At 63.3% G+C, this 18,874-nt stretch carries 21 protein-coding genes; 19 read left to right on the forward strand and 2 right to left on the reverse strand.

The genetic code is table 11. The annotated features are described in order from the left end of the window. The first annotated feature begins 265 nt into the window (after positions 1 to 265). The 12 genes from HPY67_09880 to HPY67_09935 all read left to right on the forward strand — a co-directional run bounded on the left by HPY67_09880 (position 266) and on the right by HPY67_09935 (position 8,630). The gene (locus tag HPY67_09880; protein ID NPV05025.1) at positions 266 to 859 is read left to right on the forward strand and encodes a DUF2284 domain-containing protein; all 594 of its coding nucleotides are present in this window, start codon (positions 266 to 268) and stop codon (positions 857 to 859) included. A gap of 281 nt (positions 860 to 1,140) precedes the next feature. After that, positions 1,141 to 1,335 carry a hypothetical protein gene (locus HPY67_09885; protein NPV05026.1) on the forward strand — a complete coding sequence of 65 codons (195 nt, stop codon included), beginning with the start codon at positions 1,141 to 1,143 and terminating at the stop codon, positions 1,333 to 1,335. A 42-nt stretch (positions 1,336 to 1,377) separates the two neighbouring features. Further along, a complete protein-coding gene (locus HPY67_09890) occupies positions 1,378 to 2,289 on the forward strand; it encodes a restriction endonuclease (protein ID NPV05027.1) in 912 nt (303 codons plus the stop codon). Positions 2,290 to 2,454: 165 nt separating this feature from the next. After that, a complete protein-coding gene (locus HPY67_09895; GenBank protein ID NPV05028.1) occupies positions 2,455 to 2,745 on the forward strand; it encodes a BrnT family toxin in 291 nt (96 codons plus the stop codon). Then, positions 2,717 to 2,956, forward strand: coding sequence for a CopG family transcriptional regulator (locus HPY67_09900; GenBank protein ID NPV05029.1), 240 nt, complete (start codon positions 2,717 to 2,719; stop codon positions 2,954 to 2,956). The genes HPY67_09895 and HPY67_09900 overlap by 29 nt, the downstream gene beginning before the upstream one ends. Before the next feature lie 130 nt (positions 2,957 to 3,086). Then, a complete protein-coding gene (locus HPY67_09905) occupies positions 3,087 to 4,220 on the forward strand; it encodes a PDZ domain-containing protein (protein ID NPV05030.1) in 1,134 nt (377 codons plus the stop codon). A gap of 55 nt (positions 4,221 to 4,275) precedes the next feature. Further along, on the forward strand, positions 4,276 to 4,770 hold the full coding sequence (locus HPY67_09910) for a PaaI family thioesterase (GenBank protein ID NPV05031.1): 495 nt from the start codon (positions 4,276 to 4,278) through the stop codon (positions 4,768 to 4,770). A gap of 61 nt (positions 4,771 to 4,831) precedes the next feature. Continuing rightward, positions 4,832 to 5,161: a DHCW motif cupin fold protein gene (locus tag HPY67_09915; protein ID NPV05032.1), complete on the forward strand. Its 330-nt coding sequence runs from the start codon at positions 4,832 to 4,834 to the stop codon at positions 5,159 to 5,161. 9 nt (positions 5,162 to 5,170) lie between these two features. Continuing rightward, the gene (locus HPY67_09920) at positions 5,171 to 5,659 is read left to right on the forward strand and encodes a GNAT family N-acetyltransferase (protein NPV05033.1); all 489 of its coding nucleotides are present in this window, start codon (positions 5,171 to 5,173) and stop codon (positions 5,657 to 5,659) included. A 152-nt stretch (positions 5,660 to 5,811) separates the two neighbouring features. Then, complete coding sequence (locus tag HPY67_09925) at positions 5,812 to 6,789, forward strand: DctP family TRAP transporter solute-binding subunit (protein ID NPV05034.1); 978 nt, start codon at positions 5,812 to 5,814, stop codon at positions 6,787 to 6,789. Positions 6,790 to 6,855: 66 nt separating this feature from the next. Then, positions 6,856 to 7,347 carry a TRAP transporter small permease gene (locus HPY67_09930; protein NPV05035.1) on the forward strand — a complete coding sequence of 164 codons (492 nt, stop codon included), beginning with the start codon at positions 6,856 to 6,858 and terminating at the stop codon, positions 7,345 to 7,347. A gap of 5 nt (positions 7,348 to 7,352) precedes the next feature. Then, positions 7,353 to 8,630, forward strand: coding sequence for a TRAP transporter large permease (locus HPY67_09935; protein NPV05036.1), 1,278 nt, complete (start codon positions 7,353 to 7,355; stop codon positions 8,628 to 8,630). Positions 8,631 to 8,804: 174 nt separating this feature from the next. Here the strand turns inward: HPY67_09935 and HPY67_09940 are convergent, their stop codons facing one another. Continuing rightward, complete coding sequence (locus HPY67_09940) at positions 8,805 to 9,158, reverse strand: hypothetical protein (GenBank protein NPV05037.1); 354 nt, start codon at positions 9,156 to 9,158, stop codon at positions 8,805 to 8,807. Positions 9,159 to 9,447: 289 nt separating this feature from the next. Here HPY67_09940 and HPY67_09945 point away from each other — a divergent pair, with 289 nt between their 5' ends. Both HPY67_09945 and HPY67_09950 read left to right on the forward strand, forming a co-directional pair. Then, a complete protein-coding gene (locus HPY67_09945; GenBank protein NPV05038.1) occupies positions 9,448 to 10,962 on the forward strand; it encodes a hypothetical protein in 1,515 nt (504 codons plus the stop codon). A 125-nt stretch (positions 10,963 to 11,087) separates the two neighbouring features. Continuing rightward, a complete protein-coding gene (locus tag HPY67_09950; GenBank protein ID NPV05039.1) occupies positions 11,088 to 12,293 on the forward strand; it encodes a low-complexity protein in 1,206 nt (401 codons plus the stop codon). Positions 12,294 to 12,352: 59 nt separating this feature from the next. Here HPY67_09950 and HPY67_09955 read toward each other — a convergent pair whose 3' ends face one another. After that, positions 12,353 to 12,772 carry a response regulator gene (locus tag HPY67_09955; GenBank protein NPV05040.1) on the reverse strand — a complete coding sequence of 140 codons (420 nt, stop codon included), beginning with the start codon at positions 12,770 to 12,772 and terminating at the stop codon, positions 12,353 to 12,355. Between the two features lie 172 nt (positions 12,773 to 12,944). Here HPY67_09955 and bfr point away from each other — a divergent pair, with 172 nt between their 5' ends. The 5 genes from bfr to HPY67_09980 all read left to right on the forward strand — a co-directional run bounded on the left by bfr (position 12,945) and on the right by HPY67_09980 (position 18,797). Continuing rightward, a complete protein-coding gene (gene bfr / locus HPY67_09960; protein NPV05041.1) occupies positions 12,945 to 13,409 on the forward strand; it encodes a bacterioferritin in 465 nt (154 codons plus the stop codon). A gap of 158 nt (positions 13,410 to 13,567) precedes the next feature. Then, positions 13,568 to 15,181: a GAF domain-containing protein gene (locus HPY67_09965; protein ID NPV05042.1), complete on the forward strand. Its 1,614-nt coding sequence runs from the start codon at positions 13,568 to 13,570 to the stop codon at positions 15,179 to 15,181. Further along, positions 15,166 to 16,548, forward strand: coding sequence for a sigma-54-dependent Fis family transcriptional regulator (locus HPY67_09970; protein NPV05043.1), 1,383 nt, complete (start codon positions 15,166 to 15,168; stop codon positions 16,546 to 16,548). Before HPY67_09965 ends, HPY67_09970 begins: the two co-directional genes overlap by 16 nt. A 332-nt stretch (positions 16,549 to 16,880) precedes the next feature. Next, positions 16,881 to 17,525 carry a flavodoxin family protein gene (locus HPY67_09975; GenBank protein NPV05044.1) on the forward strand — a complete coding sequence of 215 codons (645 nt, stop codon included), beginning with the start codon at positions 16,881 to 16,883 and terminating at the stop codon, positions 17,523 to 17,525. Between the two features lie 132 nt (positions 17,526 to 17,657). Beyond that, the gene (locus HPY67_09980; protein NPV05045.1) at positions 17,658 to 18,797 is read left to right on the forward strand and encodes an acyl-CoA dehydrogenase; all 1,140 of its coding nucleotides are present in this window, start codon (positions 17,658 to 17,660) and stop codon (positions 18,795 to 18,797) included. The last annotated feature ends 77 nt before the right edge of the window (positions 18,798 to 18,874 follow it).

The following is an 18,874-nucleotide window of genomic DNA, read 5'->3' on the forward strand; positions in this document are numbered from 1 at the left end:
CATGAGCGCATCTCCTTTCGCGGAGCACTCTAGCACACCGGGCCGGGGTTGGCGATCCTTCGAGGTGCGTTACGGATATTTTTTTGTCAAAGAACTCAGCCCCTACTCCCTATTGCGACACAGCCTCTGGCGGGAGAGGGCAGGGTGAGGGGGAACACGGGGAGATTTTCTCCGTTCGGTCATTGCGTGCGAAGCGCGGCAATCCCGTTTTTCCCCCACGGACCTCGTGCCTTGTTCCTCGATCCTGTACAAAGGGGGTCTCCGTTTGAAGCAGCCACCGAAACAACCCGCAAAGAAGCCGGCGCAAGGCCTCAACAGGGTCATTGACACCCTCAAGAAGAAAGGCGCCTCCGAGGTCCGGGTCATCAAGGCCTCCGACGTGATCGTCGATGAGCGCGTTCGCCTCAAGTGCCAGGTCCCCATCTGCGACTCCTACGGCAAGAATCTCATGTGCCCGCCCTACCTTCCGTCCGTCATGGACTTCCGGGATGCCCTCGCCCGCTATGACAGGGCGCTGCTCGTTCAGCTGAGCGTCCCCCTGCACAGGAAAGCAAAGGGGAGAGCCAAGGAGGTCTTCGACCCCGCGCGGGTGCTGCACGAACTGATCAACCTGGGCGAGAGGCTGTGCTTCGAGGCGGGGTTCCGGTTCGCCGCGGGGCTCATCGGCGGGTGCTGCCGTCTCTGCGAGACCTGCATCGCCCTGGAGCCCGAGGGCCACTGCAGGCACCCCTTCCGGGCGAGGCCCTCCATGGAAGCCATGGGCATCGACGTCATCGGCACGCTCGAGAACGCCGGCCTTCCCCTGCTGCGCTTCCCCGTGCAGGAAAAGGTGACGTGGACGGGACTCATCCTGCTATGATGAGCAAGATGAAGGAAAGATGACCGGGATTCGCTCCCCCTTTGGAAAAGGGGGACAGAGGGTGATTTTAAAAGGGTCCGTCATTGCCGGTCGATACTCGCGAGGCATGGCAATCCGCGTTATGCATTTTCATTCCCTTTCCCCTCGCGGGAGAGGGAACGGGTGAGGGGGGAACAATCTTCTTCCTCACAGAACGATGCTGATTGCGGTTTGTTGCTCGTAACTCTTTACAGGGCTTTTATTGGAAGCATTGAACGACATCAATCTACGAGGAGGGCGAAATGGCTGTTTTAAAAGAGGGCGGAATCCCCATCGGGCGCTTCATGATCGTGAACAAGACGGAAGGTCTCACCAAGGACGATTTGATCATCGAGGCCAACGGCCAGTACCAGATCCAGGAAAAACCGGACGCGTTTTTGATCAAGAATGCGGAGTGCTGCAAGAGCATCATGGTGAAGGTGTCGAAGAAAGATTGACGGGGCGGCAATAAGCCGGGCCATCCTGAAAAAGGAGATGATATGGCGGTTCCGGATTTCCAGTCCTTTTTCAAGCCTCTGCTGGAAATTGCGGCAGACGGGAATGAACACTCTTTGAAAACAGCAAGAGAACTCATTGCCCAGAAAATGAATCTTTCCGAAGAGGATCTTAAAGAACTTTTGCCCAGTGGTACTCAGAAAAAATTCGACAACAGAGTTGCTTGGGCAAAGACGTACTTCGTCCAAGCGAAAGTTTTGGAATCGTCCAAGAGAGGTTATTTTCGAATCACGGAGCGTGGGCGTGAACTCTTCAAGAAGGGTCATGAAAAAATTGATGTGAAAGTTCTGAATCAATACCCTGAGTTTGTCGAATTTCATACAGCGAAAACAGAAAAGTCGGGGAATGGTACCTCGCCGGGCACTGAATCCCCGGTCGAAACTCCAGAGGAGACGCTCCACAAAGCCTATCAAAGCATAAGAAATGATCTGGCAGGTGAAATCCTGGAGAAAGTGAAGAGCAACTCGCCGCAGTTTTTTGAAAAGCTCGTTGTCGACCTCATGGTCGCTATGGGCTATGGCGGCTCCCGCAGTGATGCAGGTCAATCCATAGGGCACAGCGGCGATGAAGGCGTCGACGGAATTATCAAGGAAGATCGCCTGGGGCTCGATGTCATCTATCTCCAGGCAAAAAAATGGGAGGGTACCGTTGGCCGACCCGAAATCCAGAAATTCGTTGGGGCACTGCATGGCAAACGGGCGAAGAAAGGGGTATTTCTTACTACAGGAAAATTTTCCGAAGATGCCATTCGATATGTTGAGACCATTGATCCCAAGGTCATATTGATCGACGGGAATCGCCTCGCGAATTTGATGATCGATTTCGGAATTGGAACAGCCGTGATATCGAATTTGGAGATCAAAAGGATTGATTCTGACTATTTCGTCGAGGAGTGACAGCGTTATGCGGGTAAGGGAATGCGCCGCAGATCGACATGCGAGAATAAGCGAATGATAAAAAAGGCTCCTTGACTTGCTTGTCGTACATACCCATCTCAGAGTAAACATCTAAAGCCATATATAAATATTGCATAGAGGTTACACGTCTGATAGTCACTTTCCATGGAAAAGCCGACTTTTGATTGGGATGAGAAAAAGGATGAAGAGAATCAATGTAAGCACGGCGTATCCTTCTCTCTGGCCCAGCAAGCTTTTCGCGACCCGCTTCGTGTCATCGTGGAGGACGTCAGCCACAGCAGGGACGAAGACCGCTTCTACTGTATAGGCAGGGTCAACGAAGGCATCATGACGGTTCGATTTACATACAGGGGCGGCGTTATCCGGATCATCGGCGCGGGGTATTGGAGAAAGGGGAAAAGGATCTATGAAAAAGAAAATAAGATACACCGATGAGCCCATGGGCAAGGTGAAAGTCGTCAGGGACTTCCTGCCGCCGCCGGAGAAGCTCGTGTTGAAGGAAAGCAACGTGAAGATCACGATCTCGTTGAGCAAGGCGAGCGTCGATTTTTTCAAGCAGGAGGCGAAGAAGCACCGTACGTCCTACCAGAAGATGATCCGCAGGCTCATCGACGTCTACACGGAGCAATACAAAAAGACGGCTTGAGCGCGACGAGGGTGTTCGCGGGATTTGCGAAGCCTCGACGGACTTCGTACCGAGCCGCAATCACGCATCATTTCTTCTGGCGCTGGGGATCGAAAGGTCGCGTATAGACTTTGAAAGGGGATATCTGACCATGAGCACGAGACGCTCTTCCCTCCTTGTCCGGCTTTTCTGGCTTGCCCTCATCGTGGCGGCGGTTTTTTACCTGTGGCGGGAAGTGCCCTGGCTCGGCCGGCTTTTCCAGTCCGAAAAGGCGGCCGCCCCGCGCACCGTGGCCGCCCGGGGGGACCTGGCCGCCGACGAGAAGGCCACAATCGAGCTCTTCGAGAAGGCCAGGGAGTCCGTCGTCTTCATCACGACGAGCCAGCAGGTCCAGGATTTCTGGACCCGCAACATCTTCACCGTCCCCCGAGGCACGGGGTCGGGGTTCGTCTGGGACGACAAGGGGCACATCGTCACGAATTACCACGTCATCGCGGGCGCCTCGGAGGCCCGCGTCCGGCTGGCCGACGGCCGCGACTACAAGGCGGCACTCGTCGGGGCGAGCCGCTCCCACGACCTGGCCGTGCTGCTCATCGGGGTTGGTTTCAAGGCGCCCGCGCCGGTCCCCCTGGGGACGAGCCACGACCTGAAAGTCGGTCAGAAGGTCTTTGCGATCGGCAACCCCTTCGGGCTCGACTGGACGCTCACGACGGGCATCGTGTCGGCCCTCGACCGGTCGCTTGCGGCGGAGAACGGCGTCACCATCGAGCACCTCATCCAGACGGACGCCGCCATCAACCCGGGCAACTCCGGCGGGCCCCTGCTGGATTCCGCGGGGCGCCTGATCGGCATCAACACGGCCATCTACAGCCCCTCGGGCGCAAGCGCCGGCATCGGCTTCGCCGTGCCCGTGGACACGGTCAACCGCGTCGTGCCCCAGCTGATCGCCAAGGGGAAGTACATCCGGCCTGCCCTGGGCATCGAGGTCGACGAAGGAATCAATCGCGTCGTCAGGGCCCAACTCGGCGTGGCGGGTGTGGTGGTGCTGAGGGTCGCCCCCGGCTCGGCCGCCGAGAAAGCCGGCCTGCAGGGCGTCCGCCGCACGGCCGATGGCGGCATCGTGCCGGGTGACATCATCACCGCCGTAGAGGGCAAGGCCGTCGAGAACGTCGGCAAGCTCTACGCCCGCCTGGATGATTTCAAGGTGGGCGACACGGTCCGGCTGACTGTGGTCCGGGAAGGGGCCACGCGGGAGGTGTCCGTGACCCTGCAGGCGGGTAGCTGAGAGGGTGGGTCGGGAAGAGATCGGAACCGGGCCGGCCCCGAAGGAGGAGCGGACGATGCCGGACAAGGCCATACAGGACTACTACCCCGATGAGTTCGCACACTGTTTCGGCTGCGGGCGGCTCAATCCGGAGGGGCTGCAGATCAAGAGCTACTGGGACGGCGAGGAGGCGGTCTGCCGCTATACACCCAAGCCCATGCATTCGGGAGGGGTTCCCGGGTTTGCCTACGGGGGCCTGATCGCCTCGCTCATCGACTGCCACGGCGCCGCGACGGCGTCGGCGGCGAAGTTGAGCGCCGAGGGGTTGTCCCTGGGGGACAAGCCGATTGCGCGCTTTGTCGCGGCATCGCTGAAAGTGGACTACCTGAGGCCGACGCCGATCGGGGAACCCTTGGAATTGAGGGCAAGGGTCATGGAAATCCGGGACCGGAAAGTCAGGGTCAGCGTGACGTTGTCAGCGGGCGGCAAGATCTGCGCGAAAGGCGAGGAGCTTTTCATTCAGCTCCAGCAGTGGTCCGTACAGACCGGGTACCCGAAGCCGATCGACTGACCGGCTGCCGGGCCACGAACCGGTTCCGGGGCGGCAAAGCGGGCTTCCGCGGAGACACGGCATGAAGATGACGGGCATCCCCTTCGGGACAACGGACTGGTCGTCGGTGGAGGTCACGGAGCACAGGGGCGAGACGGGGGTCGCCGCATGGCGCACCCGGACCTTCGGGGATATCCGCGTGCGTCTCGTCGAGTACTCGCCGGGCTACCGCGCCGATCACTGGTGCCGCAAGGGACACATCCTTCTTTGCATCGAGGGGGAGCTGCACACGGAGCTGGCCGACGGCCGCACGTTCACCCTCAGACCCGGCATGAGCTACCAGGTGGCCGACAACGCCGAGCCGCACCGATCCTTCACCGTCAAGGGCGCGAAGCTGTTCATCGTAGACTGAGCAGACCCCATGGCGTATCGAATCCGCACCTGCACGCAAAACGACACGGCAGTTCTTGCGGAGACGATCCGTGCGGCCTTCCGGGACGTGGCCGTTCGCTTCGGCCTGACCGAGCAGAACTGCCCCCGGCACCCCTCCAACTGCCGGGCCGACTGGGTCGAGAAGGACATGGAGCGGGGGGTCACGTACTATGCCCTCGAGAGCGGGGGGAGCGTTGCAGGCAGCGTCGCCCTCGAGCGGGTGAGGCCGGGCCTGTGCAACCTGGAGCGCCTGGCGGTGCTCCCGGGCTCCAGGGGGCGCGGCTTCGGCAGGGCCCTGGTCAACCACGTGCTCACGGAGGCACGGCAGCGGGGATGTGACACCGTCCGCATCGGCATCATCGAGGACCAGGCCGAATTGAAGGAATGGTACCGGCGATTGGGCTTTCTCGAGACGGAGACGCGTGACTTTGCCCGCCTGCCGTTCCGCGTGAGCTTCATGGCCCGCCCGCCTGCATGAGCCGCCGCCCGGAGGGCAGCGGCGCATCCGCGCAAAGGCCGTTGGCAATCGGCGGGCGGTTGTGATAAGGCCATTTCTGGTTTCCGGGAGCCGGAGGGACAACGCCGGCCCCGGCAGGTCCAACCCCCATTTCCGCGAAGGAGAAGATCACGATGAAAAGAGTATTCAGCCTGTTCTGCATCCTGCTGCTTGTGTTTGCCCTTTCAACCCCTGCCCCGGCGGCCAAGGTCGTGCTGAAGCTCGGCCACATCGCCGAGCCCTCCAACCCCTACGGCCAGGGTGCCGACTACTTCGCGAAGCTCGTGGCCCAGAAGTCCAACGGGGAGATCGAGGTCAAGGTGTTCCCCTCCTCCCAGCTCGGGGCGCAGAAGGAGCTCATCGAGGGCTGCATCTACGGCACCCTGGACATGACGCTGACGAGCACGGCCGAACTGGGCACCTTCCAGCCGCAGATGGCCCTCTTCGACATGCCGTTCCTGTTCAAGGACCGCAAGCACGCCTTCGCCGCGCTCGACACGGTGGGCATGGACCTCGCCAAGGCGCTCGAGCCCAAGGGCCTCAAGATGCTCGGCTACATGGAAAACGGCATCCGCCACATGACCAACAACGTGCGCGAGATCAAGACCCCCGCCGACATGAAGGGCCTCAAGATGCGCGTCATGAACAACAAGGTCTACATCGAGATGATGAAGGCCCTGGGCGCCTCCCCCACCCCGATGGCGTTCTCCGAGCTCTACTCCGCCCTGCAGCAGGGGACCATCGACGGGCAGGAGAACCCCAGCGCCCACATCTACACGAAGCGCTTCTTCGAGGTCCAGAAGTACGCCTCCCTGACGGGGCATGCCTACGCGCCGGAACCCATGCTCATCTCCATGATCACCTGGAGGAAGCTCACGCCCCAGCAGCAGGCCATCATCCAGCAGGCGGCCAACGAGGCCATCGCCTGGCAGCGCAAGCTGGCCGAAAAGGAGGACGACGAGTTCTGGAAGAAGATCAAGGCCACGGGCAAGATGAAGGTCACGACGGTGGACCGCAAGCTCTTCATCGAGGCCACCAAGGACGTCTACAAGAAGCTCGCCCCGACCGTCGGGCAGGCCAACATCGACAGGGTCCGGGCCCTGGAGAAGTAACGGACAATCGGTACGCGGGAGGCCCGGGTCCCGGCCCGGGCCTCCCCGCGAGGGGTGCCCGCCATGCTGGATAAGCTGTTCTCGGGGCTGCGGTCGGTCCTGTACTGGTTCTCGGTCGCGGCCATGTCGGTCATGCTCGTCGTCATCTTCGCGCAGGTCGTCTCGCGCTACGTCTTCAACTGGACCCCCGAGTGGTCCGAGGAGCTGGCGCGCTACCTCTTCGTCTGGGTCGTGTTCATCGGCTCGGCCCTCATCATGGGCGAGTCGGGCCACCTGGCCGTGCAGTTCGTGCCCAACCACTTCAAGGGCACGGCGACGGGCCGGCTCCTGGAGATCGTCATCAACCTCTGCGGCTACGTGTTCATCCTGATCCTGCTGACGCAGGGGGCCAAGATGACCCGGGTCATGACCTTCCAGATGTCGCCGGGCATGGAGATCCCCATGAGCTGGGTCTACGCAGTGATCCCGCTGAGCAGCGTTCTCATGCTGCTCTACCTCGTGAAGGACACGGTGCGCATCGTGCGGGAGTGGTCGTCCCCGAAGGGCGGGGGGAGGTGACCGGCATGGAATACGTCCTGATCGGTCTCTTCCTGCTTCTCACCGCGCTGGGCGTGCCCGTGGCCTTCTCCCTGTGCCTGTCGGCCGCGGCCCTGCTGTTCTTTTTCATGGACCGGCCGCTTGTCATGGTTTCCCAGATGATGTTCTCGGGCATCGACTCCTTCTCGTTCATGGCTGTGCCCTTCTTCATGCTGGCGGGCGCCTTCATGTCGGCGGGCGGCGTGACCTCGCGCCTGGTCGGCTTCTCCCAGGCCCTCGTCGGCGCCTTCACGGGGGGCCTCGCGCAGACCGTGTCCGTGGCCGGGATGTTCTTTGCAGCCATCTCGGGCTCCTCGGCCGCCACGACGGCGGCCCTGGGCAGCACCATGATCGGCGAGTTGGAGAAGAAGGGCTACGACCGTGACTGGGCCACGGGCATCGTGGCCTCCAGCGGCACCGTGGGCATCGTCATCCCGCCTTCGATCACCATGGTGGTCTACGGCGCCATCGCCGACACCTCCATCGGGGACCTGTTCGTCGGCGGCTTCATCCCGGGCATCATGATGGGGCTCTCCATGATGGCCGTGAGCTGGTACTACGCCCGGAAACGGGGCCTCGCGGGGGAGGGCACGTTCTCCTTCGCCGCCGTTCTGAAATCGTTCAAGGACTCCTTCTTCGCCCTGATGACGCCGGTCATCATCATCGGGGGCATCTATGGCGGCATCTTCACCCCCACGGAGGCGGCGGCCGTCGCCGCGGTCTACGGCATCGTCGTCGGGCTGTTCGTGTACAGGGAGCTGAAGCTCAGGGACTTCCCCCAGATCATCTTCCAGGCCGTGATCGGCACCACGGTCATCATGTTCCTGGTGGGGGCCGCCACGGTCTTCGGCTGGCTCATCACCAACCTGCAGATCCCGCATCAGGTGGCGAAGTTCGTCGTCTCCGTGACGACCTCGCCGCTGCTGTTCCTGATGGCGATGAACATCCTGCTGCTCATCGCCGGCACCATGGTCAACGCCTCGGCGGCGGTCGTGATCCTGACGCCGATCTTCCTGCCCGTGGCGCGAACGCTGGGCATCGATCCCCTGTTCTTCGGCGTGCTCATGGTGGTCAACCTGGCGATCGGCTGCATCACCCCGCCCGTGGGCCTCGATCTCTTCGTGGCGAGTGCCATCTCCAAGGTGCCCATCGAGCGTGTGATGAAGGCATGCCTGCCCTACCTCTGGGCCCTGTTGGCGACGCTTGTCGTCCTGACCGTGTTCCCGTGGTTCATCACCGTGCTGCCGTCCCTTCTTGCGCGGTGATGCGGCCGGTCGGGCAGCTCCGCGACCCTTGACACGAAACGTCGCATTCGATAGGAAAAAACATCGGCTGTCGCGGGATGCCGGCTTCGGCCGCGGCATCTCCGGCAGGAGGAGGCGGGGGCCCGAGGCGGGCGGGCAGTGCCGGGGAAAGCCGGCCCCGGGCCCCCCGAAAGTTCAGCGGGGAAGATGGACGTGCAGGGTTCCGTAGAACCAGCCCGCGCGCTCCACCCCGTTTCGGTCGGTGTAGGCGACCAGGAGGATGAAGGGTCGGCCGTCGTGTGCAGGGCCGCCGATCTCCAGGACCGTCACCTGCTGGCCCGCCTTCACTTCGGCGATCTTCGCGGTCATCTGCTTGTCTGCATAGACGGGGCTGTTTCTTTCGACCATGGCCTTGAACGGCAGAGACGTGTTCGTGGCGCCGGTCGAAAACGAAACGTTCCGCGGCTCTAAATCCTGCCCCTTCGCCGGCAGGGAGAAAACCCACATGTAGGCAAGGAGACAGAACAGCACGAAAAATATCTTGAACATCTTCATCGGTCGGCCCTCACTTTTTTGATTATTGCTTCTTTCCGCATTGATCTCGTTCCTTGTTGCCTACCCGGATGAGCATCGGTTGTGCCGCGGGGGCGATAAAGTCAAATACGCCGTTATTCCAAGCAGTTGTCGATTGCCCTTTGCCGATGAGGCCCCTCCTGCGAGGGGGCCGTTGCCGTCCCGTAATGGCACAGCTGCAGCAATGTGCTTTTCTTACGTCCGGTTACGTGAAATGTGCTGAATTGGTATAGTCCGCCGAGATGATGCCGAAAGGGGGCAGGCCATGCACACTCAAACAAAGGCATTCCGCACGCCGGGAATTTTCTTTACCCTCCTCATCGCGGCTGCGCTCACACCGGGCACCGGCATTGCCCAGACAAGCAAGGGCGCACGGGCCGCAGCGCCGGGCCCCGGGATGCAGAAGATCGTCACGGAGAAGGCCTCCTTCGTCCTCTATGTGCCGAAAGGGTGGAAGGTGAAGGAATCCGCCGAGGGGCAGTCCCTCGTGGTCAACTCGTCGGACCCCTCGGGGCGGTCCTCCGTGTTTTTCTCCATCGGTTCGGCCCCGCAGGGCGAGAGCGCCCTGGTCCTGGCGAAGCGTGAAGCGGCAAAGCTCGGCCGCGCAGCCGGCGATCTCGAGATCCGGAGCGCCTTTGCCTCCCGGGACGGCTCGACGCTTGTCTTCGACGGCACCTACTCGCCCCCGAAGAAGGGAAAAACCGAGTTCCGCTCGTGGGTGTCCCTGCGGGGCGCGGAGGCGACCTGCGCCCGCATCGAGGCCCCGGCGGGACAGCTCGCTGCAATGCGGCCCACGCTGCTCACCGTTCTCTCCAACATCCGTGTCATGAAGGGCGCCGTCGCGCCGGTTTCGGCGGCGGCAGCGCCCGTAAAGGTCCAGCTTGCGACCTACCGCCTGAGGGACGGCTCAGCGTCGTTCCTGCTCCCCAGGGGATGGCAGTGCCAGGACAGCGGCAGGGGGCTTTTCGTGGCCGGGGACCCCGCCGGCTACTCGTTCATCTCGGGAAACGTCGAGATGGTGACGCCACAGATGCGGGTCAATCACCCGAGCATCCTCGTCTCGCCCTACCTCGCCCCGAACCAGGCCTGGCAGTTCATCACGGCCCGCTACGGGCTTGCCTCGAACCTGCGCTACGAGAAGGTCATCCCGCGCGCCGATGTGGCGCGGCAGATGGGGCAGGTCTTCACGGCAGGCCCCGTCACCGTCGAGGAGCTCATCTACAGCTTCACGAGCAGGGAGGGGCGGGCGACCCGGGGATACACCTTCGGCATCTCCTTCGGTTCGCGTCTCGGGACCAACTGGAGCTTCCGCCACCTGACCGTGACGGCCCCGGCGGAGAGCTTCGGTTCCTGGGCCGGCCATTTCGCCGAGATGCTCGGCTCCTACAAGATCAACGAGCGCTGGGCGGCGGACTATGTCGCCCAGGGTGCCCGTCGGCTGCGCGAGATGCAGCAGCAGACCTCGGCCATGGTGACCCGCAATGCGCAGGAGATCCGTCAGATGATGCAGGCCGCCTACGACGAGCGCCAGAAGAGCATGGACTACATCGACTACCAGCGGACCAGCTACATCCGGGGCCAGCAGGACTGGATCTCCTCGATGGAGGGGGGAACCGTCTACCGCAGCGACAGCTGGGGCACGAAGAACACGACGACGGGAGAGTACTGGGAGGGCAAGCCCTACGACTACGTCCACTTCGAGGGGAAGAACCCCAAGTACAACGAGCAGATGCAGCCCGTCGACTCCCGGGCCCTCTGGGAGCGTTATATCCGCCGGTGAGAGGGCTTCCGCAACTTGTTCGGTGTGCGGCCTGCGTCATCACCCATCGGTAAAAACAGTTTCCCACTGTCTTCCGTGTGTGCTAAATTTCCTCAATTCTATTCTTTCTGGGAGGTGTCTCGGGAATGTCTCGTTCGCTTCTGGGGTTCTTGCTCTGCATACTTCTCATCGTCGCGGGTTCAGGTTTTTCGACGGCCCAAGTGGCCCAGCCGCCGGGGCCGCGGACTGCACAGCCGGCCCCGACCGTCACCGTGCCCAAGCCCGATGCCGGCCGGGGTCAGCAGCCCAAGCCGGTAGGGCCGGCGGAGCGCGCACAGGCGGCCAGCTGCTTCGACGAGGCGGCTTACGGGCGGGCGAAGAAGCAGGAGAAGGCCCTCGCGGGGGCTCAGCTCTGCGGGGCCGACCTGAAGAACGTCTCCCTGGACGGGGCCGACCTGCGGGGGGCGAATCTCTCCGGCGCCGATCTCGGCGGCGCCAGGTTCTACAAGGCAAACCTGCGCGGCGCTGCGCTGTCGCGGGCAAAGCTCGCCGGCGCAATCCTCATTGGCTCCGATCTGGAAGGCGCCAGGCTTGACGGGGCCAATCTCCGAAACGCCCGCCTGTCCGGCGCGAATCTGAGGGGCGCCGATCTTTCGAGAGCCGATCTCGAGGGGGCGTATCTCAACGAGTCGGACCTGACGGGCGCCAACCTGGAACGGGCCGTCCTCAGAAACGCCGAGGCCCTTGCGGTCAAATTCGTCTCGGCGAACCTGCGCTACGCGAATCTCGACGCCGTGAATTGCACGGACGACAGGGGGATGTCCCGTGTGGACTTTGCCGGAGCCGACTTGAGGGAAGCGACCCTCCGGCAGGCGCGGCTCGCGTCTGCGAGGCTGGAAGGGGCGGATCTGACCCGGACGGACTTTACCGGCGCGAGACTCGAGAAGGCTGCCGCGAGAAAGGTGAAGGCCTTGCGGGCCGTATTTCAACAGGCCCGGCTTGCCGGGGCCTACCTCAGCGAGGCCGACCTGACCGAGACCCGGTTTCAAGGCGCCGATCTCTCGGGTGCCGACCTGACCTTTGCGCAGCTCAACCGGGCGAACCTCTCGGGTGCCAACCTTGCCGGGGCGATGCTCAACAAGGCCCACCTCGTCGAGGCTGACTTGGGCGGCGCGAACCTCACGGACGCGCATGCGCACGGCACAAACTTCCGTGGCGCTCACCTCGCCGCGGCGAACTTCCAAAATGCATCGCCTCTCGGGGCCTTCATCGACCTTCGCTGGAAGGAGTATCTGAAAGGCCAGAAGCTTTGGTCGGACAAGGTGTTCGACAGCATTCACTGGGTGCGCTGAACGGCCCCGCTGAAAGCCGCGGCCGGAAGGATGCCGGTCGCACGCAGGCGGCGCGGTGATCAGAGGGACTGCAGGAGGCGGTCGATATCCCCGGACTTCCTAGGGTTTGCCTTTACGTAGAGATCGAGCAGGGTCCGGCTGATCTCCTTGGGGTTGAGCGGCTTGACGAGGTAGCCCTGCACGCCGTAGCGGGCGCAGGTCGCGACATCGTCCCGGTGGGAGGACAGCGAGGAAACGATGATGGTGGTCGCAAGGTCCTTCCGGACCTCACGGATGTTCTGCAGGACCTCCTGGCCGCTCATGACGGGCATCATGAGGTCGAGCAGGAGGATGTCGGGCTTCCAGTTCGCGTAGATCTCGAGGGCCTCGAAGCCGTTGACGGCAAACTGCTTGGCGAAGACCTTGTCCGAGATGTATGTGTCGTAGAACTTCCGGCTGAAGCTGTTGTCTTCGGCGATCAGGATTTTCATCTTTTCCATGGCAGCGGGCCGCCTGTCCGGGCATTCGATATCGATTTCTGAGCAAACATCGTGCCACGGCATGCGGGACGGGGGATTCGCACATAAGCGCACAATATCCGTTCCTTTTCTTTATTTTTCGTCTATAATGGGCCGCAAACGCACTCAAACCACTTCGTGAAGGAGGACAGATATGAAAGGTGACCCGAAACTGCTGGCGACGTTGAACTCCCTGCTCGCCGACGAACTGACCGCCATCAACCAGTACATGGTCCATTCCGAGATGGCCGAGGCCTGGGGATACAAGAAGCTCCACGAGGCCTTCGAGAAGCGCGCCATCGACGAGATGAAGCACGCCGAGACGCTCATCGGGCGCATCCTCTTCCTCGAAGGGACCCCCACGGTGAGCAAGCTCAACAAGATGACGATCGGCGCCGACGTGCCCAAGCAGCTGGCCGGCGACCGGGGCCTCGAGATGATGGCGGTCAAGGCCTACAACGAGGCCATCGTTCTGGCCGGCGAGGTCAAGGACTTCGCCACCCGGCAGATCCTCGAGAAGATCCTCGCCGACGAGGACAAGCACATCGACCAGATCGAGGAGATGCAGGACCAGATCCAGCAGATGTCGCTGCAGATCTTCCTCACCACCCAGGTGTGAGGCCCCGCGCAGCGCAGGCGCAGAGCGACCGGCAATTCTGCAACCCTTGTCCCCACGGAACGTGTCTCGTTCCCGGATGAGAGACCCCTGGCGCGACGACGGTCAAAGCCCCGCTTTCCGCAAGGGAGCGGGGTTTTGTGTTCATTGCGGGAGGCGCGATGAGCCCGAAAAGCAAGGAGCTGGAGGCAAAGAACCGGACCATCGCCGCCATCTTCCGGCTCTCGACCCTGCTGACGCAGCAGGTCGGCCTCGACGAGATCCTGCGCTCCATCCTCGAGAGCGCCGAGAAGGACCTCGGCTTCACGGCCTCCTGCCTGTTCCTCATCAACGAGGACCGGGAGCACCTCGACTGCCGCATGGTCCGCGGCTTCGGCGAGGAGAACGAGAAGAGGGCCTACCGCAAGCCCTTCCACTTGGAGCGGCACGACTGCATCGAGACGCGGGTCGTCAAGAGCGGTGAGGTCGTCCACTTCGAGGACTCCCACGGCGACCCCCGCGCGACCCCCATCGACCGCCGCATCACGGAGAAGCTCAAGCGGGGCAGCATCGTCTACGCACCGCTCACCGTGAAGGGGAAGATCATCGGCTGCATGGGCGTGAACCGCCCCCGCGACGGGGCCCCGATCTCGAAGTCGGAGATCGAGGCCTTCACCATCTTCGCCAACCAGGCGAGCATCATCATCGAGAACAGCCGCTCCCACGAGCAGCTCACGGCGGAGCGCAATCTCAACAAGAGCATCCTGGAAAGCTCGCCCAGCGGCATTCTCACGGTGGACCGCACGGGGACGATCACCGCCGTCAACGGCGAGGCGGCGCGCATCCTCGGGACGGACCCGGGCGGGATCCTTTCCATCCGGCTCGAGGAAGCCCTGCGCGTCCACGCCGGCTTCCGCGCCTTCGAGGGGCTGTTCCGCGACCCCGCAAGCGGGACGAAAGAGGTTTCCGTCGTCGGGCTCGACGGCCGGCAGCACTCCGTGGAGGTCACCGTGTCGCCGCTGAAGGACGACGGCGGCCGGGAAGCGGGGACCCTCTACTTTTTCAAGGACCAGACGGAGAAGAAGCGGATCGGCGAGCAGATCCAGCGGATGAGCCGGCTCGCGGCGGTGGGGCAACTCGCGGCGGGCATCTCCCACGAGATCCGCAACCCCATGATGGGGATCGCCGCGACGATGGAGCTGGTGAGCGACGGCATGGAGCCCGATCACCCGCAGCGGCGGCTGCTCGAGAAATCCATGGAGGAGATCGGGCGGATCGACACCGTCATCGGCGAGCTGCTGAGCCTGGCCCAGCCCCGCGAGATGCACCCGGAGCCTGCGGACATCAACCGGCTGATCGGGGACGTGGCCGATTTCCTCTCCGGCCTGTGCCGCAAGAACCGCATCGAGCTTCGCCTGCAGTTGAGCCCGGTGCCCCCCGTGTCGATGGACTGCAAGGCGATGCGGGAGGCCGTCATCAATATCGCCCTGAACGCCATACAGTCCATGAAGGGGGCGGGCATCCTCACGGTCCGCACGGCGTTGCCGGACCGCGGCGGCGTGCAGGTCACCGTCGAGGACACGGGGGAGGGGATCCCGCCGGAGATCCGCGACCGGATCTTCGACCCCTTCTTCACGACGCGTCCCGACGGCACGGGCCTGGGCCTCTCCAACTGCCACCGGATCGTCGAGGCCCACGGGGGCTCGATCCACGTCGAGGACGGCCTCGCGGGAGGCACGAGGGTGCACATCCTGCTGCCCGCCGTGCAGGGGAGGGATGGATGCACACCGTCCTGATCACCGACGACAACGAGCTGATCCGGGAGACCCTCCAGAAAGCGCTGGTCGGCGAGGGGTACCGCGTGCGCCTGGCGAAGGACGGCAGGGAGTGCCTGGAGGCCGCGCGGCTCGGGGACATCGACCTCATCCTGCTGGACATGCGGCTGCCCGACATGAACGGCCTCGACATCCTGCAGCGCCTGCGGCAGGTCCAGACCGACAGCATCGTGCTCATGATGACCGCCTACGGCGACGTGGAGTCCACGAAGAGGGCCCTCGAGCTCGGGGCCTTCGATTTCATCCGCAAGCCCGTGACGCCCAAGGTCCTCGCGTCCATCATCAAGATGGCCATGGAGATCCGCTCCCTGCGGCAGGAGATCCAGCAGACCATCTACCGCAACAAGGAGCGCTATGGCTACCACAACATCATCGGCCGCAGCACGGCCCTGCAGAAGGTCCTCGAGATGACGACGCGGGCCGCCAACAGCGACGCCTCGACCATCCTCATCGAGGGGGCCAGCGGGACGGGCAAGAGCCTCATCGCCAAGTGCCTGCACTACAACAGCCTGCGGGCCCACCAGCCCTTCGTCGAGATCAACTGCGCCTCGATCCCCGCCACCCTGCTGGAGAGCGAACTCTTCGGCCACGAGGCCGGCGCTTTTACTGACGCGAAGAAGCTCAAGAAGGGGCTCGTCGAGGTGGCCCAGGGGGGAACCCTCTTTCTCGACGAGATCGGCGAGATGCAGCCCGGCCTGCAGGCCAAGATGCTCCAGGTGATCGAGGAGAAGTGCTTCCGGCGCATCGGGGGGACGAAGAAGATCGTCACCGACATCCGCATTATCGCGGCGACGAACAGAGACCTCAGGAAGGCCCTCGACGACGGCACCTTCAGACAGGATCTCTACTGGCGCCTCAACGTGATCAACATCTTCCTGCCGCCCCTGAAGGACCGGCCGGAGGACATCCTTCCCCTGGTCGAGCACTTCATCGGGATCTACAGCCGGGAGTTCAACAAGCCCCCCAAGCGCGTCTCCGACGAGGCGCGCCTTGCCCTGGAGCGCTACGCCTGGCCGGGCAATGTCCGCGAGCTGTCCAACACCGTGGAGCGGGTCATGATCCTCGAGGACGGGGAGTGGCTGCTGTCCGGGCATCTTCCCCCGGCGATGGTTCAGCCGTCTTCACCGGGGCAAGCCGCTCCGGCACCTACCCCGGCAGACTTCAACCTGCGGAAACTGACGGAAGCCTTCCAGGCCAGAACCATCACGGCCGTTCTCGAGAAAACCGGGGGCAACCGCACGGAGGCCGCGAGGCTTCTCGGCCTGTCGCGCGTGGGGCTCTACCACCAGATGAAGAAGCTGGGCCTCCTCCAGAAAGAAGAGTGTTAAGCAGGCCGAACGGGCTGTTAAGATTTTTTAACACGAACGCATCATTCCCCGTTCCCCCGATCATTCACTCCAACGTGCGCCATCGCCGCGGAGATCCGGGTGTCGACGGCTCGACCCCGTTCCAAGGCTTTGATATCCAAGAACTTCCGCCTTGTGCGTCGAGTCGGGGGCCGCAACCGCCCCTCCAGGTTTCCATGCGGTTTTAAATGTCCGGCCCGCTGGCACCGCCCTTGCTCTTGATCGGGCCGTCACTGCGCGCAGCTGTTCGCTCGTGCGGGGAGAAACGCTGGGGCGACCCGCACGAGCGGCGGAAAACCGGAGGCAGGCGCCTCGTGATAAAGGTCCTGGGAATCCACTCGAGCCCGATCAGGAACGGCAACACGGCCTGGCTTCTCGACTATGCCCTGCGGGAGGCCGAGAAAGCCGGCGAGGTCACGGCGGAATCGGTTGCAATCGCCGGCCTGTCCATCGCCGACTGCAGGCACTGCAACTGGTGCATGACGAAGCAGACGCCGGAGAGGCTCTGCTCGATTGCGGATGACGCCTCGCCCATCCTGGCGAAGATCCGCGACTGCGACGTCCTCATTCTTGCCTCGCCGGTTTACTTTTCCAGGCTCTCCGGCACGATGGCCTGCCTCATCGACCGAACGCGATGCTTCACCTTCGGCAAATGCGGGCACCTCGCCCTGAGAGGAAAGGTCGGTGCGGCCCTGGCCGTCGGCTGGTGCCGGAACCTCGGCATGGAAACGACGCTGGTGAGCCTCCACGGGGCGTTCCTCGTCCACGAGATGCAGGCGCCTTCCTGTCATGCCGCGGGGGCCATGTACGGTGTGGGCGTCGTCTCGGGGCAGAGGGACGAGAGCTTTGCCTACAGGAGGGATAAGCTCGGCGTGAAGTACGATCGGGAAGGGCTCCACGCGACGGGCCTGTACATGCGCGAGGTGATCCGGGCGGCGGGGGGCCGTCTGGGGGGATAAGCGCTGCTCACGCGACGGAAACCGTCGACGCAGGCGTCACGGCTGCGCAGGCGGCAATCCACGGACGAATTGGATTCCGGGTCGTGCCCGGAATGACCAATACTCTCCGGAGTCGGAGAGGGGGAATGTCACATGGATTTCAGGCTGACCGAGGAACAGGAACTCATCCGAAAGAACATCCGCGAGTTTGCCGAGAAGCACATCGAGCCCATCGCCGCCGAGATTGACGAGAACAGCCGCCACCCGGCCGAGCTGTTCCGCAAGCTCGGGCAGGGGGGCTGGATGGGGATTCCCCTGCCCGCCGAGTACGGCGGCGCCGGCGCCGACTTCGTGACCCACACCCTCGTCGTGGAAGAGGTCGCCCGGGCCTGCTCCTCCACGGGGTTCACCGTGTCGTTCCACGCCGGCATCATCGGCACGACGCTGGCCCTCAACGCAACGCCGGGGCAGAAGGAAAGATACCTCGTCCCCCTGGCCAGGGGCGAGCACATGGGGGCCTTCATGCTGACGGAGCCCCAGGCCGGCACCGACGTCATGGCCGTCACGACGACCGCCGTCCGCGACGGGGATGCCTACGTGATCGACGGCACGAAGACCTTCGTCTCCAACGGTCCTCTCGCCGACACGTACATCTTGTTCTGCTGGACCGACCGATCGGCGGGGCGCAGGGGCATGAGCGCCTTCATCGTCCCGAAAGGAACGCCGGGACTTGTGCCGGGCAGGCACTTCGACAAGATGGGGATGCGCTCGTCCCAGACCTCGGAGGTCGTTTTCAAACAGTGCCGCGTTCCCGCGGAGAACCTGCTGGGGAAAGAGGGCGCGGGACTCCCCATGGCCATGACGGGGTTCGACCACGGCCGCATCGGGATCGCCGCCCAGGCCGTCGGCATGCTCCAGGCGGCCCTGGACGAATCCATCCGGTACGCGAAGGAGAGGGTGCAGTTCGGAAACCCCATCGCGCGCCACCAGGCGGTGGCCTTCATGATCGCCGACATGGCAACGGATCTGGCCGCCGCGCGGCTCCTGGCCCGGCATGCCGCTTCGCTGAAGGACCAAGGGCAGCCCTTCGGCCGGGAAGCGGCAATGGCAAAGCTCTTCGCGACGGAGAGGGCCATGCACCACACCGTCAAGGCGGTGCAGATCCACGGCGGCTCCGGTTACATCAAGGGTGCAAAGGTGGAGCGGCTCATGCGCGACGCCAAGATCGCCGAGATCTACGAGGGCACCTCCGAGGCCCAGCGGATGGTCATCTCGGCAAGCGTGCTGCGCTGATGAAAGGCAACACACCAAGAACCTCACTTTCGTTTCCCCTCCCTCGACGGGAGGGGACGAAGGGGAGGGTGGAATCG

It is taken from the genome of Syntrophaceae bacterium, from assembly GCA_013177795.1.
Classification (GTDB): domain Bacteria; phylum Desulfobacterota; class Syntrophia; order Syntrophales; family UBA2192; genus UBA2192.

What these genes read in the sequence shown, in the direction of transcription:
- HPY67_09885 (NPV05026.1), top strand. Translation starts at nt 1,141, where the DNA reads ATGGCTGTTTTAAAAGAGGGCGGAATCCCCATCGGGCGCTTCATGATC.
- HPY67_09890 (NPV05027.1), top strand. Translation starts at nt 1,378, where the DNA reads ATGGCGGTTCCGGATTTCCAGTCCTTTTTCAAGCCTCTGCTGGAAATT.
- HPY67_09895 (NPV05028.1), top strand. Translation starts at nt 2,455, where the DNA reads ATGGAAAAGCCGACTTTTGATTGGGATGAGAAAAAGGATGAAGAGAAT.
- HPY67_09900 (NPV05029.1), top strand. Translation starts at nt 2,717, where the DNA reads ATGAAAAAGAAAATAAGATACACCGATGAGCCCATGGGCAAGGTGAAA.
- HPY67_09905 (NPV05030.1), top strand. Translation starts at nt 3,087, where the DNA reads ATGAGCACGAGACGCTCTTCCCTCCTTGTCCGGCTTTTCTGGCTTGCC.
- HPY67_09910 (NPV05031.1), top strand. Translation starts at nt 4,276, where the DNA reads ATGCCGGACAAGGCCATACAGGACTACTACCCCGATGAGTTCGCACAC.
- HPY67_09915 (NPV05032.1), top strand. Translation starts at nt 4,832, where the DNA reads ATGAAGATGACGGGCATCCCCTTCGGGACAACGGACTGGTCGTCGGTG.
- HPY67_09920 (NPV05033.1), top strand. Translation starts at nt 5,171, where the DNA reads ATGGCGTATCGAATCCGCACCTGCACGCAAAACGACACGGCAGTTCTT.
- HPY67_09925 (NPV05034.1), top strand. Translation starts at nt 5,812, where the DNA reads ATGAAAAGAGTATTCAGCCTGTTCTGCATCCTGCTGCTTGTGTTTGCC.
- HPY67_09935 (NPV05036.1), top strand. Translation starts at nt 7,353, where the DNA reads ATGGAATACGTCCTGATCGGTCTCTTCCTGCTTCTCACCGCGCTGGGC.
- HPY67_09940 (NPV05037.1), bottom strand. Translation starts at nt 9,158, where the DNA reads ATGTTCAAGATATTTTTCGTGCTGTTCTGTCTCCTTGCCTACATGTGG.
- HPY67_09945 (NPV05038.1), top strand. Translation starts at nt 9,448, where the DNA reads ATGCACACTCAAACAAAGGCATTCCGCACGCCGGGAATTTTCTTTACC.
- HPY67_09950 (NPV05039.1), top strand. Translation starts at nt 11,088, where the DNA reads ATGTCTCGTTCGCTTCTGGGGTTCTTGCTCTGCATACTTCTCATCGTC.
- HPY67_09955 (NPV05040.1), bottom strand. Translation starts at nt 12,772, where the DNA reads ATGGAAAAGATGAAAATCCTGATCGCCGAAGACAACAGCTTCAGCCGG.
- bfr (NPV05041.1), top strand. Translation starts at nt 12,945, where the DNA reads ATGAAAGGTGACCCGAAACTGCTGGCGACGTTGAACTCCCTGCTCGCC.
- HPY67_09965 (NPV05042.1), top strand. Translation starts at nt 13,568, where the DNA reads ATGAGCCCGAAAAGCAAGGAGCTGGAGGCAAAGAACCGGACCATCGCC.
- HPY67_09970 (NPV05043.1), top strand. Translation starts at nt 15,166, where the DNA reads ATGCACACCGTCCTGATCACCGACGACAACGAGCTGATCCGGGAGACC.
- HPY67_09980 (NPV05045.1), top strand. Translation starts at nt 17,658, where the DNA reads ATGGATTTCAGGCTGACCGAGGAACAGGAACTCATCCGAAAGAACATC.